This window comes from Microbacterium sp. (assembly GCF_036566905.1).
Lineage (GTDB): Bacteria > Actinomycetota > Actinomycetes > Actinomycetales > Microbacteriaceae > Microbacterium.
Map to the genome: position 1 here is coordinate 1 of NZ_DATCVK010000164.1, position 14,963 is coordinate 14,963.

Below are 14,963 nucleotides of genomic sequence, written 5' to 3' on the forward strand. Positions count from 1 at the left end.
CACTTCAACCAGGTCACGCCCGACGTGCCGCGCGCGGTGAACTTCATGCAGTCGCTCGGGTTCCGCGTCACCGAGGACATCCAGGACGAGGAGGGCGTGGTCTACGCCGCGTGGATGCGCCGCAAGCCCACCGTGCACGACACCGCCATGACGGGCGGCGACGGACCGCGCATGCACCACGTCGCGTTCTCGACGCACGAGAAGCACAACATCCTCGCGATCTGCGACAAGCTGGGCGCGCTGCGTCAGAGCGACCGCATCGAGCGCGGACCGGGGCGCCACGGCGTCTCGAACGCGTTCTACCTGTACCTCCGCGACCCCGACGGCCACCGCGTCGAGATCTACACGCAGGACTACTACACCGGCGACCCCGACAACCCTGTCATCACGTGGGACGTGCACGACAACCAGCGCCGCGACTGGTGGGGGAACCCCGTGGTGCCCTCCTGGTACACCGAGGCCTCGCTCGTGCTCGACCTCGACGGCAACCCGCAGCCCGTCGTCGCCCGCACGGACGAGTCCGAGATGGCCGTCACCATCGGCGCCGACGGCTTCTCGTACACCCGCCCCGGCGAGAAGGACGAGGAGCTGCCCAGCTGGAAGCAGGGCGAGTACAAGCTCGGCCACCAGCTCTAGACGAAAGGCAGACGGATGCTTCCCCCAGAGGTGATCCGGCAGCTCGCCGACGAGCTGGCCGAGGCCGACCGCACGCACGGCGTGATCCCGCGCATCACAGCGCGGTACCCCGACGCGAGCGTCGAGGACTCCTACGCGATCCAAGGGGTCTGGCGCGATGCGAACGTCGCCGCCGGCCGGACGCTCGTCGGGCGAAAGATCGGGCTCACGTCGAAGGCCATGCAGCAGGCGACGGGCATCACCGAGCCCGACTACGGCGTGATGTTCGACGACACCGTGTACGAGTCGGGCGCGGAGATCCCGGTCGACGTCTTCTCCAACGTCCGGATCGAGGTCGAGCTCGCGTTCGTGCTCAAGACGCCGCTCGAAGGTCCCGACTGCACGCTCGACGACGCGCTCGCGGCCATCGATTACGCCGTCCCCGCCCTCGAGGTGCTCAACTCCCACATCGAGCTCGAGGGCCGCACGATCGTCGACACGATCGCCGACAACGCCGCCTACGGTGCGATGGTGCTGGGCACCGTGCACAAGCGCCCCGACGAGATCGACCTGCGCTGGGTGCCCGGTGTGCTCTCACGCAACGGCGAGATCGAAGAGACCGGCGTCGCAGCGGGCGTGCTCGGCCACCCCGCGACGGGCGTCGCGTGGCTCGCGAACAAGTTCCACCAGCATGGCGCGCGCCTCGAGGCCGGAGAGATCATCCTCGCCGGATCGTTCACGCGCCCCATGTGGGTGTCGCGAGGCGATAGCGTGCTGTGCGACTACGGACCGATGGGAGTCATCGAATGCCGCTTCGTCTGACCCCGACCTTCCGCGACGCGCTCGCCGGCGCCGACCGTCCCCTGGCCGGAATGTGGGTATGCACCGGATCACCGCTCGTGGCGGAGATCTGCGCCGGCGCGGGCCTGGACTGGCTGCTCATCGACATGGAGCACTCCCCCAACGGCCTCGAGTCCGTTCTCGCGCAAGTGCAGGCGGTCGCCGCGTATCCGGTGACGCCGGTGGTGCGCGTGCCCATCGGCGACGTCGTGACGATCAAGCAGGTGCTGGATCTCGGGGCGCAGAACCTCCTGGTGCCGATGGTGTCATCGAGAGCGGATGCCGAGGCCGTCGTGGCGGCCGTGCGCTATCCCCCTCGCGGCACGCGCGGCGTGGGCTCGGCGCTCGCGCGCTCGGCGCGATGGAACCGTGTCGACGGGTACCTGCAGGACGCCGACGCCCACGTGTCGTTGTTCGTGCAGATCGAGACGACGGCCGGTGTCGAGGCTGCGGCGGAGATCGCCGCGGTCGACGGTGTCGACGGCGTCTTCGTCGGACCCTCCGACCTCGCGGCGTCGATGGGGGTGCTCGGCCGGCAGACCCACCCGGATGTCGTCGCCGCCGCCCTTCGCGCATTCGACGCCGTACGCGCGGCGGGCAAGCCGGTGGGGGTCAACGCGTTCGACCCGGCCGCGGCGGACGCCTACGTCGAGGCGGGAGCGGGGTTCGTGCTCGTCGGCGCCGACGTCGCGCTCCTCGCCCGCGGCTCCGAGGCCCTCGCCGCCCGGTTCGTCCCCACCGATGCCTCCGGCGAGCGCGCGTCGTACTGACGCGGATGCGACCGCTGCCGGCGCCGGCCGCGGCATCCATTCGCCCCTCAGTGCCTGACATGGCACAGTGAACGCATGAAGAAGTGGGTCGTGCGGTTCGCGTCGCTGCTGGTGTTCAACATCCTGGTTCTGCTCGTGGTCGGCTGGCTCACGCCGGCGCGCGTGGGCTGGGCGGCGCTGTGGGCGGGAATCGTCCTGACCGCGCTCGTCATCTGGATCAAGCCGCTCGTAGAGAAGTGGTTCCGGTCGATGGCGGCCAAGTCCGCCGGGCAGCGCACCAAGGCCGGCGAGAAGCTGGTCGAGTTCTTCCTCGCCTTCGCCGTCGCCTTCCTCGTGTGGATCGCGACCGTGCTGTTCACCGGTGTCTCGATCGGCGGCGGCATCTTCGGCGCCTTCTGGGGCTGGGTGCTGCCTCCGGTCTTCCTCCTCATCGGCTGGGCGATCTACGGCGCGATCGACGACAAGGTCGAGGGCCACGCGGGGACGCTCTACGACAAGGCGACCGGGACCAAGACGGACGGTTCGGATGCCGCAAGCTCGGCACCCGGGGTTCCGAGCCCTCGCGACAGCTATCCCGGTGCACCGGCGCCCGCGACCGCAGCGGGTCGCCGCGAGCTCGACGACGGCCTCACCGACGAGCAGCGCCGCATGCTCGACGAGCTCGGAAAGGGCTGATTCAGCCTGACGTGTCGATCGGAGACGGCGGAGATCGTCATAGGGGTGTCGCGATCCACCAGAAAGGACGACGCCATGCGGTACGCACTGCTCCTGCACTACCCCGAGATGACCCCCGAGGACCTCGGTCCCGAAGCGCTGGCCGAAGGCATGCGCGAGTTCGACGAGTACGCCAAGGCGCTCGACGAGGCCGGCGTGCTGATCTCCGCCGAGGTGCTCCAGCCCTCCGCGGTGACCACGACCGTGACCGCGGCCGACGGCTCGCTCCGTATACAGGACGGCCCCTTCGCCGATACGAAGGAACAGCTCGGCGGCACCTTCGTCATCGACGTCGACGACCTCGACGCCGCGATCGCGTGGGCCGGCCGAGCCCCGTCGGCGGGCTGGGGCGCCGTCGAGGTGCGGCCGAGCGCGACGCACTTCCGCGACGGCGCCTGGACGACCTTCGCGCGCTGATGCCGACGGACCCCACGCCCCCTCCGTGCAGCGCCGACACGCTGCACGGCGCACCCGGAAGCGTGGACCCCGACGACGCCGCTCGCCACGACGACGTCCGCGCGGCCGCCGAGCGCGCCGCGCGGGCGTCGTACGGCCGCATCCTGTCGATCCTCGCCGCCTCTACCCACGACCTCGCCCTCGCCGAGGACGCCCTCGCCGACGCATTCGAGCGCGCGCTGCGCACGTGGCCGGATGCCGGCATCCCCGCCAATCCCGAAGGGTGGCTGGTCACCGTGGCCCGCAACCGCCTGCGCGACGCTCTCGGCTCCGCGTCGCACCGCCGCGGCGTTCCCCTCGACGAGGGGATCGCCGCAGCGCGCGCCGACGAGCACGCCGTCGACGCGCTCACGGCGCTCGAGCAGAGCGAGGCGATCCCCGACAAGCGGCTGGAGCTGCTGTTCGCCTGCGCGCACCCGGCGATCGACCCCGCCGTCCGCACGCCGCTCATGCTGCAGTCCGTGCTCGGCTTCGACGCCGCCGCGATCGCGGGCGCGTTCGGGGTCGAGCAGGCGGCGATGGCGCAGCGGCTCGTGCGTGCGAAGCGCCGCATCCGGGACGCCGGCGTCCCGTTCCGCGTTCCGACGCGCACCGACATGCCCGCTCGCCTGCCCGCGGTGCTGGAGGCGATCTACGGCGCCTACGCGATCGGCTGGCTGGATCAGGGCGACGAGCCGCGGGAGTCGCTCGCCGACGAGGCGCGCTGGCTCGCGGTGCTCACGGCGACGCACCTCGGCGACGAGCCGGAGGCCTGGGGGCTCGCCGCGCTCCTCACGTACGCGCAGTCCCGGGCGCCCGCGCGGGCCGAAACGCCCTGGCCGCCGCTCGACGCGCAGGACCCGACGCTCTGGGACCGCGCGCTCATCGCCGAAGGCGCCGCGCTGCTGCGGCGGGCCTCCGCTCTCGGACGACCGCTCGGCCGCTTCCAGCTGGAGGCGGCCATCCAGGCGGTGCACTGCGACCGGGCCCGGACCGGCGTGCTCGACATCGAGTCGCTGGTGAAGCTCTATCAGGGTCTCGTCGCCATCGCACCGACCGACGGCGCACGCGCCGCTCTGGTGGCGGCGGAGACTCGGCGAGCTGGCGAGAGACCGTAGACACCCCGCAGACGGATGCCGCGCCCCCGGCTTCCGTCTGACCAGCGCGTAACAAAGCGACCCGTTCGATCCCTCGCGCGGCGGGCTCGCCAAGATGGAGGGATCGGCGCCGCGACAGCACGCGGAGCCCCCCCCCCACCCGACTCCTGGAGGCACCATGTCGCGTCGCCCGCACCTGCTCCGTCTCGCTGCCGCCGGCGTCGCCGTCGCGGCGCTCGCCCTCAGCGGCTGCGCCTCGAGCGGCACGCCGAGCGCCACGGAATCCGGCTCTGACGAGGGGTGGATCACGTCCGGCAAGATCACCATCGCCACCGGCGAGCCCGCGTACTACCCGTGGGTCATCGATGACGACCCCGCGTCGGGCGAGGGTTTCGAGGCTGCCGTGGCGTACGCGGTCGCCGAGCAGCTCGGCTTCGACGCGGACGACGTCGTCTGGGTGCGCACCACGTTCGACGAGGCCATCGCGCCCGGCCCCAAGGACTTCGACGTCAACCTGCAGCAGTTCTCGATCACCGACGAGCGCAAGGAGTCGGTCGACTTCAGCTCGCCGTACTACGAGACGACGCAGGTCGTCGTGACCACGGCGGCTTCCCCCGCCGCCGATGCGACGTCGATCGCCGACCTCAAGGACCTGCTGATCGGCGCCCAGACGGGCACCACCAGCTACACCACGATCGAGTCGGTGATCCAGCCGACACAGGGAGCGCAGGCGTTCAACAGCAACGACGACGCGAAGCTGGCGCTCGAGAACGGCCAGGTCGACGCGATCGTGGTCGATCTGCCGACGGCGTTCTACATCTCGGGCGTCGAGCTCACCGACGGCGTGCTCGTCGGCCAGCTGCCCACGCCCGACGGCGAAACGGGCGACCAGTTCGGCCTCGTGCTCCCGAAGGACTCGCCGCTCACCGAGCAGGTGACGGCCGCGGTCGATGCCCTCCGCGAGGACGGCACGCTCGACGAGCTCGCGAGCGAGTGGCTGGGTGGCGAGGGACAGGCGCCGCTGCTGAAGTGACGCCGACCGCCGTTACCCTGGCCGGATGACCCCCGCACCCGGCAGTGCCGCGGCCGACCGCGCCCGCGCGGCGACCGACAGCGCCCCGCCACCGCATGAGCCCCGGCAGGTCAGCGACGTCGAGCTCGCACGCCGCGCGTTCCGCAAACGGCAGGGCGCGGCTTCCGTCGCCATCAGCATCGTCTCGACGCTCGTCCTCGCCGTCCTCGCGTGGCTGCTGATCATCAACACGCCCGGATGGGCGCGCGTGCAGCAGCAGTTCTTCAACCCCGAGATCGCACTCGCCTCGCTCCCCCGGGTCTGGGAGGGGTTCCTGCTGAACCTGCGGGTGCTCGCGATGTCGGCGGTGCTGGTGCTCGTGTTCGGTCTGCTGCTGGCGACGCTGCGCACGCTCCGCGGGCCGGTGTGGCTGCCGCTGCGGGCTCTCGCCGCGGCGTACACCGACGTCTTCCGCGGCATCCCGCTCATCATCGTCCTGTATCTCGTCGGCTTCGGCATCCCGGGGCTGCAGCTGATCCCGGTGCGGCTGCCGACCGAGTTCTGGGGCACCATCGCGATCACACTGACGTACTCGGCGTACGTCTCGGAGGTCTTCCGCGCGGGCATCGAGGCGGTGCATCCCTCCCAACGGCATGCCGCGCGATCCCTCGGGCTGAGCCACGGCCAGTCGATGAGACTCGTCGTCGTGCCGCAGGCGTTCCGCAAGGTGACACCCGCCCTCATGAACGACTTCGTCGCGATGCAGAAGGACGTCGGCCTCATCTCGCTGCTCGGCGCGGTCGACGCCGTGCGCGCGGCGCAGATCGAGACCGCGGCGTACTTCAACTTCACGCCGTACGTCGTCGCGGCGCTGCTGTTCGTGCTGCTGGCGATCCCGACGATCCGTCTGACGGACTGGTACACGGCGCGCGTGCGCGCCCGCGAGCAGATCGGCGGGATCGTATGAGCGCCGTGCTGCGCCTCGAGGACGTCTGGAAGTCTTTCGGCGACCACGACGTGCTGCGCGGCATCCGCCTCGAGGTATCGCCCGGAGAGGTCGTCGCGCTGATCGGTGCCAGCGGGTCGGGCAAATCGACACTGCTGCGCACCGTGAATCTCCTCGAGCCGATCGACGACGGACGCATCTGGCTGCGCGACGTCGACATCAGCGAGCCGCGGGTCGACGTCGACGATGTGCGGGCCCGGATCGGGGTCGTGTTCCAGCAGTACAACCTGTTCCCCCACCTGACCGTGCAGCGCAACATCACGCTCGCGCTGCGGCACGTGCACCGCATGAAGAAGGGCGACGCGGATGCCGCAGCCACCGCGCTGCTGGAGCGCGTCGGCCTCGCCGACAAGGCGGACGCGCACCCCGACCGGCTCTCGGGCGGGCAGCAGCAGCGCGTGGCGATCGCGCGCGCCGTCGCCACGTCGCCGGAGCTTCTGCTCCTCGACGAGGTCACATCCGCCCTCGACCCGGAACTCGTCGGCGAGGTGCTGGACCTCGTCCGCAACCTGGCCGCCGACGGCATGACCATCGTCATGGCCACCCATGAGATGGCATTCGCGCGTGACGTCGCCGACCGCGTGGTCTTCCTCGACGAAGGGCGCATCCTCGAGTCCGGCCCGCCCGCGCAGGTGTTCGGCGCACCGCGCGAGGAGCGCACCCGCGAGTTCCTCGCCCGCTTCACCGCCTAGACGGATGAGTAAACCTGTTGACTCGTTGCGAGTCAACTGGTTTACTCAGAGGGTGTCCGACCGGCTGACCTTCACCCTTCACGAGCTCCTCGCGGAGCTCGACGCCTTCGCGGACGCCGCGCTGCGGTCCGGGTACGGCGTCACCTTCAACCACTTCCAGTTCCTCGCCGTGCTGTACGACGCGGAGCCCGCCGACATGACGACGCTCGCGCACTGCCTCGGAGTCACCAAGGCCGCGGTCAGCAAGCGCGTCCCCGCCCTCGTCGAGGACGGCTGGATCACCGCGCAGTCACCGCCCGGGGCAGGCCGCAGCATCCTGCTGTCGCTCACGCCCAAGAGCACCGAGCTGGTGCGTGACGCCGGTGCCGTGCTCGAGCGGGACTTCGCCGCGATGCTCACCCACCCGGCGCTCGGCGACGATCCGATCGACGTGCCCCGCCTGAACGCCCAGCTCGTCGGCCTCACCGCCTTCATCAAGAATCAGCCGTCGCCCCACGGGCACCCGGCCCACTCAGAGGAGACCGTCGCATGAACGCCCCCCGCATCCTCGTGGTGATCGGCACGCCGCTCGCCGGCAGCCTCAACCATGCGCTCGCCCACTCGTACGCCGACGCGGCGCGCGCCGCCGGTGCCGAGGTGCGCCTCATCGACCTCGCCCGCGACGCGGTGCCGCCGCATCCCACGGAGCGCAACGAGGTCCGCCTCCCCCGCACCGATGCCGACGTGCCGCTCACCCGCGAGGTCGCCGCCTACGTCGCCGACGTCGACTGGGCGGACCACCTGGTCTTCTTCTTCCCGCAATGGTGGGGCTCGTACCCGGCGGCGCTCAAGACCTGGATCGACAGGGTCTTCCTGTCGGGTTTCGCCTACCGCTACCGCCCCACCGGCCGCCTGTGGGACAAGCTGCTCACCGGCCGCACGGCGCGCATCGTGATGACGATGGACTCGCCGAAGATCTGGAACGCCTGGGCCTACCGCAACGCCGCCATCCGGTCGCTGCGCAACGCGACGCTGGAGTTCTGCGGCATCCGCGTCCGCGGCGTCACGCGGCTCGCCGAGGTGCGCCACCGCAGCGACGCCGACCGCGAGCGCTGGATCGGCGGCATGGCGTCCCTCGGTGCGACGGATGCCGGCGCCGTCGTCGCGCGCGCCAGGGATGAGCTCATCCCCGCCTGATCGTCGCTGCCGGAAAGCGGAAGCGGCAGGTGGCGCGGCATCCGTCTCCGGAATGTCGTGCCGCCTGCCGCTTCAACGGGGACGGATGCCTCAGCCCGCGGCGCGCTCCGCGGCCTCGACGACATTGGTCATGAGCAGGGCGACCGTCATGGGGCCGACGCCGCCGGGGTTGGGCGAGAGGTACCCGGCGACCTCGGCGACGTCCGGGTGCACGTCGCCGAACACCTTGGACTTGCCGGTCTCGGGGTCTTCCTCGCGCGTGACGCCGACGTCGAGCACGGCCGCGCCGGGCTTGACGTCCTCGGCGCGCACGATGTGCTTGACACCGGCGGCCGCAACGATCACGTCGGCCTGGCGCAGGTGGTGCGACAGGTCGGTCGTGCCGGTGTGGGTCAGGGTCACGGTCGCGTTGATCTCACGGCGCGTCAGCAGCAGGCCGATCGAACGGCCGATCGTGACGCCGCGGCCCACGACCACGACATCCTTGCCCTTGAGGTCGTAGTCGTTGCGCAGCAGCAGCTCGATCACGCCGCGCGGCGTGCACGGCAGCGGCGTGGTGATCGGACCGTTGACGTTGAGCACCAGCCGGCCGAGGTTGGTCGGGTGCAGTCCGTCCGCGTCCTTCGCGGGATCGATGCGCTCGAGGATCGCGTCGGTGTCGATGTGCTTCGGCAGCGGCAGCTGCACGATGTAGCCGTGGCACTCCGGGTCGGCGTTGAGCTCGTCGATCAGCGCCTCGACGTCGGCCTGCGTGGCCTCGGCCGGCAGCTCGCGCTGGATCGAGTTCATGCCGATGGCCTCGGACTCGCGGTGCTTCATGCCGACGTACAGCTGCGAGGCCGGGTCGGCGCCGACGAGCACCGTCGCGATGCCGGGCGTGATGCCCCGGGCCTTCAGCGCCGCGACGCGCTCGCGGAGCTCCTCCTTGATCCTGGCCGCCGCCGCGCGCCCGTCGAGCTTCTGCGCGGTCACTGCTCGAGCCCCGGGTAGAGCGGGAAGGCGGCGGTCAGCGCGGCGACCCGCGCGCGCAGCGCCTCGACGTCGGCGTTCGGCAGGAGCGCGAGGGCGATGACATCCGCGACCTCGGTGAACTCCGCGTCGCCGAAGCCGCGCGTCGCGAGCGCCGGCGTGCCGATGCGCAGGCCCGAGGTGACCATGGGCGGCCGCGGGTCGTTCGGCACCGCGTTGCGGTTGACGGTGATGTGGATCTCGTGGAGCAGGTCTTCGGCCTGCTTCCCATCGATCTCGGCGTTGCGGAGGTCGACGAGAACGAGGTGCACGTCGGTGCCGCCCGAGCGTACGGAGATGCCGGCATCCTTCACGTCCTGCTGCGACAAGCGCTCGGCGATGATGTGCGCGCCGCGCAGGACGCGCTCCTGACGCTCCTTGAACTCGGGGGTTCCAGCGAGCTTGAACGCGGTCGCCTTGGCGGCGATCACGTGCATGAGCGGGCCGCCCTGCTGGCCCGGGAACACCGCGGTGTTGAGCTTCTTCGCGAGGTCGGCGTCGTTCGTGAGGATGAAGCCCGAGCGGGGGCCACCGATCGTCTTGTGCACGGTCGACGAGACGACGTGGGCGTGCGGCACCGGGCTCGGGTGCAGGCCGGCGGCCACGAGGCCGGCGAAATGCGCCATGTCGACCCACAGCAGTGCGCCGACCTCGTCGGCGATCGCACGGAAGGCGGCGAAGTCGAGCTGACGCGGGTAGGCGGACCAGCCGGCGATGATGACCTTGGGCTGGTGCTCGATCGCGAGACGGCGCACCTCGTCCATGTCGATCGTCGAGGTCTCGGGATCGACGCCGTAGGCGACGATGTTGTAGAGGCGGCCCGAGAAGTTGATCTTCATGCCGTGCGTGAGGTGGCCGCCCTGGTCGAGCGAGAGCCCGAGCAGCGTGTCGCCGGGGCGCGCGATGGCGTGCAGCACGGCGGCATTTGCCGTGGCGCCGGAGTGGGGCTGCACGTTGGCGAACTCGGCGCCGAACAGCGCCTTCGCGCGCTGGATGGCGAGCTCCTCGGCGACGTCGACCTCTTCGCAGCCGCCGTAGTAGCGCCGACCGGGGTAGCCCTCGGCGTACTTGTTGGTGAGCACCGAGCCCTGCGACTGCAGCACCGAGACGGGCACGAAGTTCTCGGAGGCGATCATCTCGAGGTAGCCGCGCTGGCGCTCGAGCTCGCGGTCGAGCACCTGGGCGATCTCGGGATCGACCTCGGAGAGGGGGGCGTTGAAGAACTGATCGGTCATGCGATCTCCTGACGACGGCTTGCGGAAAAATCCCCGGGGCGGGGTCACATCGGCCCAGGCGTGCGGTCGAATGCCGTAGTCGGTCGCTCCCCGGTGGTGTCCCACCTCAACGCCAGTCGCGACACCCCGAGCATAACGGACGTCGGGTGACGCCCGCATCGGAGGTTCCGGTAGGCTGAACCGCATCCGTTTTGTTAGGACTCTTTACATGAATCGTCGAGGAGGACGGGCTGCCGTGGCAGCGGTCCTCGTCGTCGCGCTGCTGGCCGGCTGCACGCCGGTCGCACAGAATGGAGACACCGTGTCGCTTCCCGCCGTCGTCCCCGCGCCCGCCTCGATCGAGGCGGGGTCCGGTGCGCCGTTCCGGCTGTCGGCCGCCACGACGGTGACCGGAGAGGAGGATGCCGTCGCCGCCTTCGCAGCGGTCGTCCAGACCCGCGCCGGACTGGCGCCGGCATCCGCCGACGACGACGCCGACATCGAGCTGCGGATCGACCGCTCCGCGGGCTCGGGCGCCGAGTCGTACCGCATCGCGGTGGACGAGGCATCCGTGGTCGTCACCGGCGCCGACGCGGCCGGCCTGTTCTACGGCGTGCAGACGCTCGGCCAGCTGATCGCCCGCGACCGCGACGAGTGGATCGTGCCCGCCGTGACGATCGAAGACGCCCCGCGCTTCGCGTACCGCGGCGTGATGCTCGACGTCGCCCGCCACTTCCACCCGGTCGAGACCGTCAAGGCGTACATCGACCGCGCGGCGTCACTGAAGCTGAACGCACTGCACCTCCATCTCACCGACGACCAGGGCTGGCGCATCCACCTCGAGGCGCGTCCCGAGCTGACCGCGCGCGCGTCTGCCACCGCTGTAGGTGGAGACGCCGGCGGGTTCTACTCGAAGGCCGACTATCGCGAGATCGTCGAGTACGCGGCATCCCGGCACATGATCGTGGTGCCGGAAGTCGACATGCCCGGCCACACGCACGCCGTCGGCCTGGCCTACCCGGAACTCGCGGAAGACCCGACGATCAGCGAGCACATGCGGGAGATCATCCGGGACTACGGCGGCGAGGAGCCTCGCGCCGGCATGCCGTACGAGGGCATGGCCGTCGGCTTCTCCTCGGTGAAGGTGAACGAGGAGGCGACCTACGACTTCGTCGCCGACGTGTTCGGAGAACTCGCCGCGATGACGCCGGGACCCTACCTCCACTTCGGCGGCGACGAGTCGCTCTCGACCAGCGACGAGGACTTCGCGGCCTTCGTCGCCCGCGCGAGCGCCATCATCGCCGACCTCGGCAAGACCCCGGTCGCGTGGCACGAGGCCGGCGCCGCAGTGGACATCGCGGACACCACCGTCGGTCAGTACTGGGGCTACCGCACACCCCAGGAGGGCATGGCCGAGAGGGCACGTGCCTTCGTCGACAACGGCGCGCAGCTGATCCTCTCCCCCGCCGACGCCATCTACCTCGACATGAAGTACCCCACCGGTCCCGAACTCGGTCTCACGTGGGCGAACGGGCCGACGAGCGTCGAGCGCGCCTACTCGTGGGAGCCCTCGGACGTGATCCCCGGGATCGACGAGTCCGGCATCCTCGGCGTCGAGGCGCCCCTGTGGACGGAGACGATCCGCACGGCTGCCGACATCGACACCATGGCCTTCCCGCGAGCGGCGGCGGCCGCCGAAGCCGCCTGGTCGCCGGCGACAGGGACGAGCGAACTGCGCACGTGGGCTTCCTTCCGCGAGCGCGTCGGCGCGCTCGGCCCGCTGTGGACGAGCATGGGCATCGGCTTCCACCCGTCCGAGGAGATCCCCTGGGCCACCGAATGACCCTCATCCGCACGAACGCCGCACACTGACCGGGAGCACCGCATGAGCACCCTCGTCCACTCCGTACGCCTGCTGGGCTCCGCCGCGGTCGACAGCGGTCGCGACGACGCCTGGGCGCTGTTCGACGGCGGGCGGGTCGTGGCGGCAGGCGCCGGTGGCGAACTCCCCCGCGCCGACGAGACGGTGGACGGCGGAGGCGGATGCCTGGTCCCGGGCTTCGTCGACATCCACGGGCACGGCGGCGGCGGTGCCGGCTTCGACGACGGCCCGGACGCCATCGCCACCGGCCGCGCCATCCACCGTGCGCACGGGACCACGCGCGCCGTGCTGTCGCTCATCACCGCGCCGATCGACGAGCTCGCGGCACGCGTGGCCATGGTCGCCGATCTCTGCGACGCCGATCCCACGATCCTGGGCTCGCACCTCGAGGGCCCGTTCCTCGACCCCGGCCACAAGGGCGCACACACCGAGTCGCTGCTGCGTGCGCCGGATGCGGCATCCGTCGATCGCCTGATCGAGGCGGGCCGCGGCACCATCCGCCAGGTCACGCTGGCCCCCGAACGGCCGGGTGCGTTCAACGCGATCCGGCGCTTCGTCGACGCGGGCGTGGCCGTCGCCGTCGGGCACACCGACGCGGATGCCGCCACGACGCGCCGCGCGTTCGACGCCGGTGCGACCCTGCTGACGCACGCGTTCAACGCGATGCCCGGCATCCACCACCGCGCGCCGGGGCCCGTGGTCTCCGCGCTCCGCGACGACCGCGTCACCCTCGAGGTCATCGCCGACGGCGTCCACGTCGACCTCGAGCTGATCGCGACGCTCTTCACGGTCGCCGGCGACAGGATCGCCCTCATCACGGACGCGATGGCCGCCGCCGGCTCGCAGGACGGTCGGTACGAGCTCGGCGGTCTGGCCGTGCGCGTCACCGACGGCGTGGCACGGCTGGAAGCGGGCGGCGCGATCGCCGGCTCGACCCTCACCCAGGACGCCGCCCTGCGCCACGTCGCGGGCGCGGGTGTGCCGCTCGATGTCGTCGTGCACGCGCTCGGCGCCCAGCCCGCGCGCGCGATCGGCCGCGACGACCTCGGAAGCCTCGACGTCGGCGCGCTCGCCGACGCCGTCCTGCTCGACGACGCCCTGGCGGTGCGCCGGGTGTGGGTCGCGGGCAGCCCCGTCTGACGCGGCGCGGCAGCCCGTTGTGTGATCGCGCGGGTCCGTCACGGCACGTGCAGAGCCGCACCGCCGTGGAGACAAGATGCAGGCGGGGCCGAAGGTCCCTCCCCCGAGATACCTTCGAGCCCCGCCATGTCCGCGACTACGCCGCGGGGGGCGGCCGCCGTCGTGCCCCACACAAGGGCGGCCAGCCACTCTGACGAAAGAGACCGCGCGCCGGGCGATCTATTACGCGACTTGCTGAGAATTTCTCAGCGCCGCCGTTTCGCCCGTGACGATCGGGCGTCGAACCGCGGCGGCTGACAATCGCAGACCACTGGTCAAATCACGTCGTGGCGACGACAATGGAACGAGCCGCGCCGCTGATCGCGTCGCGAACCCGGGTTGCACGACGTTCGCCGTGCGCCCGCGGGACTGGGGGCCCTATGGATCACGATGAAGTGCGCGAGCACGATCCCGACGTCGTCGCAGACACCGACCTGGTGGTGCGGACGCGCTCGGGCGACACCTCGGCATTCGCCGAGCTGTGGCGGCGCCACTACCGTGCGGGGGTCACGGTCGCGCGCAACATGACGTCCAGCCTCGATGCCGACGATCTCGTGCAAGAGGCATACACGCGCATCTACCACTCCATCGTGAACGGCGGCGGGCCCACGGGGTCCTTCCGCGCCTACCTCTTCACCAGCATCCGCAACACCGCTGCGGCCTGGGGTCGTGCACGGCGCGAGACGCCGTACGAAGAACTCGACGGCATCGAGGACCCCTCCGCCGCCGAGCACGAGAGCGAGGCCGCGCTCGACCGCAGCCTCACGCACCAGGCGTTCCGGAGTCTCCCGACCCGGTGGCAGGAGGTGCTCTGGTACTCGGAGATCGAGCGGATGAAGCCCGCCGAGATCGCACCGCTCCTCGGAATGAAGGCGACCGCGGTCGCCCAGTTGACGTTCCGTGCGCGCGAAGGGCTCCGCGAGGCGTGGATCCAGGCGCACCTGCGCTCCGTGGCCGACGGGTCGGACTGCCAGTGGAACATCGAGCGCCTCGGCGCCTACGCGCGTCGCAATCTCGGTCGCCGCGACCACATGAAGGTCGAACGGCACCTCGCGGGCTGCGTGCGGTGCTCGATCGTCGCCAGTGAGGCCAAGGAGGTCTCGAGCCGACTGGCGCTGGTCCTGCTGCCCCTCGCCCTCGGTGCGGTCGGCACCACCGGGTACCTCGCGACCATGCAGGGCGGCGGCGCACCGCTGGTCGCGCTGGCCGCGATGCCGTCGAGCGTCGTCCAGAGCGGCGTGGCCGCCAGCCCGGTCGGTGTGACGGGTGCAGCCGCAGGATCGACGAGTGCGGCGGCGAGCACCACCGGCACCGCGGCGGGTG

The 14,963-nt window shown here is 71.1% G+C and carries 16 protein-coding genes and 1 riboswitch; of the genes, 14 read left to right on the forward strand and 2 right to left on the reverse strand.

Features of this window, described 5'->3' with window-relative positions; translation table 11 throughout:
* The 11 genes from VIP82_RS12315 to VIP82_RS12365 form a co-directional block, all read left to right on the forward strand.
* On the forward strand, positions 1 to 636 hold a 636-nt coding region (locus VIP82_RS12315), incomplete at its 5' end, for a VOC family protein (RefSeq protein WP_331908964.1).
* Between the two features lie 15 nt (positions 637 to 651).
* Positions 652 to 1,437, forward strand: coding sequence for a 2-keto-4-pentenoate hydratase (locus VIP82_RS12320; protein ID WP_331908966.1), 786 nt, complete (start codon positions 652 to 654; stop codon positions 1,435 to 1,437).
* Positions 1,422 to 2,225, forward strand: a complete 804-nt coding sequence (locus tag VIP82_RS12325) for an aldolase/citrate lyase family protein (RefSeq protein ID WP_331908968.1) — start codon at positions 1,422 to 1,424, stop codon at positions 2,223 to 2,225. Before VIP82_RS12320 ends, VIP82_RS12325 begins: the two co-directional genes overlap by 16 nt.
* A 75-nt stretch (positions 2,226 to 2,300) precedes the next feature.
* The gene (locus VIP82_RS12330; protein WP_331908970.1) at positions 2,301 to 2,900 is read left to right on the forward strand and encodes a hypothetical protein; all 600 of its coding nucleotides are present in this window, start codon (positions 2,301 to 2,303) and stop codon (positions 2,898 to 2,900) included.
* 75 nt (positions 2,901 to 2,975) lie between these two features.
* Positions 2,976 to 3,356: a YciI family protein gene (locus VIP82_RS12335; protein WP_331908972.1), complete on the forward strand. Its 381-nt coding sequence runs from the start codon at positions 2,976 to 2,978 to the stop codon at positions 3,354 to 3,356.
* Positions 3,356 to 4,492 (forward strand): RNA polymerase sigma factor, encoded by a 1,137-nt coding sequence (locus tag VIP82_RS12340; protein WP_331908974.1) that lies wholly within the window; start codon positions 3,356 to 3,358, stop codon positions 4,490 to 4,492. Before VIP82_RS12335 ends, VIP82_RS12340 begins: the two co-directional genes overlap by 1 nt.
* Before the next feature lie 157 nt (positions 4,493 to 4,649).
* On the forward strand, positions 4,650 to 5,504 hold the full coding sequence (locus VIP82_RS12345; protein ID WP_331908976.1) for an ABC transporter substrate-binding protein: 855 nt from the start codon (positions 4,650 to 4,652) through the stop codon (positions 5,502 to 5,504).
* Positions 5,505 to 5,529: 25 nt separating this feature from the next.
* Positions 5,530 to 6,450, forward strand: a complete 921-nt coding sequence (locus tag VIP82_RS12350) for an amino acid ABC transporter permease (protein WP_331908978.1) — start codon at positions 5,530 to 5,532, stop codon at positions 6,448 to 6,450.
* Positions 6,447 to 7,181 carry an amino acid ABC transporter ATP-binding protein gene (locus tag VIP82_RS12355; protein ID WP_331908980.1) on the forward strand — a complete coding sequence of 245 codons (735 nt, stop codon included), beginning with the start codon at positions 6,447 to 6,449 and terminating at the stop codon, positions 7,179 to 7,181. Before VIP82_RS12350 ends, VIP82_RS12355 begins: the two co-directional genes overlap by 4 nt.
* A 52-nt stretch (positions 7,182 to 7,233) precedes the next feature.
* Complete coding sequence (locus VIP82_RS12360; RefSeq protein WP_331908982.1) at positions 7,234 to 7,713, forward strand: MarR family winged helix-turn-helix transcriptional regulator; 480 nt, start codon at positions 7,234 to 7,236, stop codon at positions 7,711 to 7,713.
* Complete coding sequence (locus VIP82_RS12365) at positions 7,710 to 8,357, forward strand: NAD(P)H-dependent oxidoreductase (protein WP_331908984.1); 648 nt, start codon at positions 7,710 to 7,712, stop codon at positions 8,355 to 8,357. Before VIP82_RS12360 ends, VIP82_RS12365 begins: the two co-directional genes overlap by 4 nt.
* A gap of 90 nt (positions 8,358 to 8,447) precedes the next feature.
* Here the strand turns inward: VIP82_RS12365 and VIP82_RS12370 are convergent, their stop codons facing one another.
* Complete coding sequence (locus VIP82_RS12370; RefSeq protein WP_331908986.1) at positions 8,448 to 9,329, reverse strand: bifunctional methylenetetrahydrofolate dehydrogenase/methenyltetrahydrofolate cyclohydrolase; 882 nt, start codon at positions 9,327 to 9,329, stop codon at positions 8,448 to 8,450.
* Positions 9,326 to 10,600, reverse strand: a complete 1,275-nt coding sequence (gene glyA / locus VIP82_RS12375) for a serine hydroxymethyltransferase (protein WP_331908988.1) — start codon at positions 10,598 to 10,600, stop codon at positions 9,326 to 9,328. The genes VIP82_RS12370 and glyA overlap by 4 nt, the downstream gene beginning before the upstream one ends.
* A gap of 45 nt (positions 10,601 to 10,645) precedes the next feature.
* Positions 10,646 to 10,730, reverse strand: a riboswitch (ZMP/ZTP riboswitch).
* Between the two features lie 171 nt (positions 10,731 to 10,901).
* Between glyA and VIP82_RS12380 the strand changes: the two genes are divergently transcribed.
* From VIP82_RS12380 to VIP82_RS12390, 3 genes are all read left to right on the forward strand, one after another.
* Entirely contained in the window at positions 10,902 to 12,422 is a 1,521-nt protein-coding gene (locus VIP82_RS12380) for a beta-N-acetylhexosaminidase (RefSeq protein WP_414684667.1), read from the forward strand.
* A 42-nt stretch (positions 12,423 to 12,464) separates the two neighbouring features.
* A complete protein-coding gene (gene nagA / locus VIP82_RS12385) occupies positions 12,465 to 13,601 on the forward strand; it encodes an N-acetylglucosamine-6-phosphate deacetylase (RefSeq protein ID WP_331908992.1) in 1,137 nt (378 codons plus the stop codon).
* Between the two features lie 419 nt (positions 13,602 to 14,020).
* On the forward strand, positions 14,021 to 14,963 hold a 943-nt coding region (locus tag VIP82_RS12390), incomplete at its 3' end, for a sigma-70 family RNA polymerase sigma factor (protein ID WP_331908994.1).

Bases quoted from the DNA above. Each gene is read 5' to 3' on its own strand.
- VIP82_RS12345 (WP_331908976.1), top strand. From the start codon at position 4,650: ATGTCGCGTCGCCCGCACCTGCTCCGTCTCGCTGCCGCCGGCGTCGCC.
- nagA (WP_331908992.1), top strand. From the start codon at position 12,465: ATGAGCACCCTCGTCCACTCCGTACGCCTGCTGGGCTCCGCCGCGGTC.
- VIP82_RS12320 (WP_331908966.1), top strand. From the start codon at position 652: ATGCTTCCCCCAGAGGTGATCCGGCAGCTCGCCGACGAGCTGGCCGAG.
- VIP82_RS12335 (WP_331908972.1), top strand. From the start codon at position 2,976: ATGCGGTACGCACTGCTCCTGCACTACCCCGAGATGACCCCCGAGGAC.
- VIP82_RS12350 (WP_331908978.1), top strand. From the start codon at position 5,530: ATGACCCCCGCACCCGGCAGTGCCGCGGCCGACCGCGCCCGCGCGGCG.
- VIP82_RS12355 (WP_331908980.1), top strand. From the start codon at position 6,447: ATGAGCGCCGTGCTGCGCCTCGAGGACGTCTGGAAGTCTTTCGGCGAC.
- VIP82_RS12325 (WP_331908968.1), top strand. From the start codon at position 1,422: ATGCCGCTTCGTCTGACCCCGACCTTCCGCGACGCGCTCGCCGGCGCC.
- VIP82_RS12330 (WP_331908970.1), top strand. From the start codon at position 2,301: ATGAAGAAGTGGGTCGTGCGGTTCGCGTCGCTGCTGGTGTTCAACATC.
- VIP82_RS12340 (WP_331908974.1), top strand. From the start codon at position 3,356: ATGCCGACGGACCCCACGCCCCCTCCGTGCAGCGCCGACACGCTGCAC.
- glyA (WP_331908988.1), bottom strand. From the start codon at position 10,600: ATGACCGATCAGTTCTTCAACGCCCCCCTCTCCGAGGTCGATCCCGAG.
- VIP82_RS12365 (WP_331908984.1), top strand. From the start codon at position 7,710: ATGAACGCCCCCCGCATCCTCGTGGTGATCGGCACGCCGCTCGCCGGC.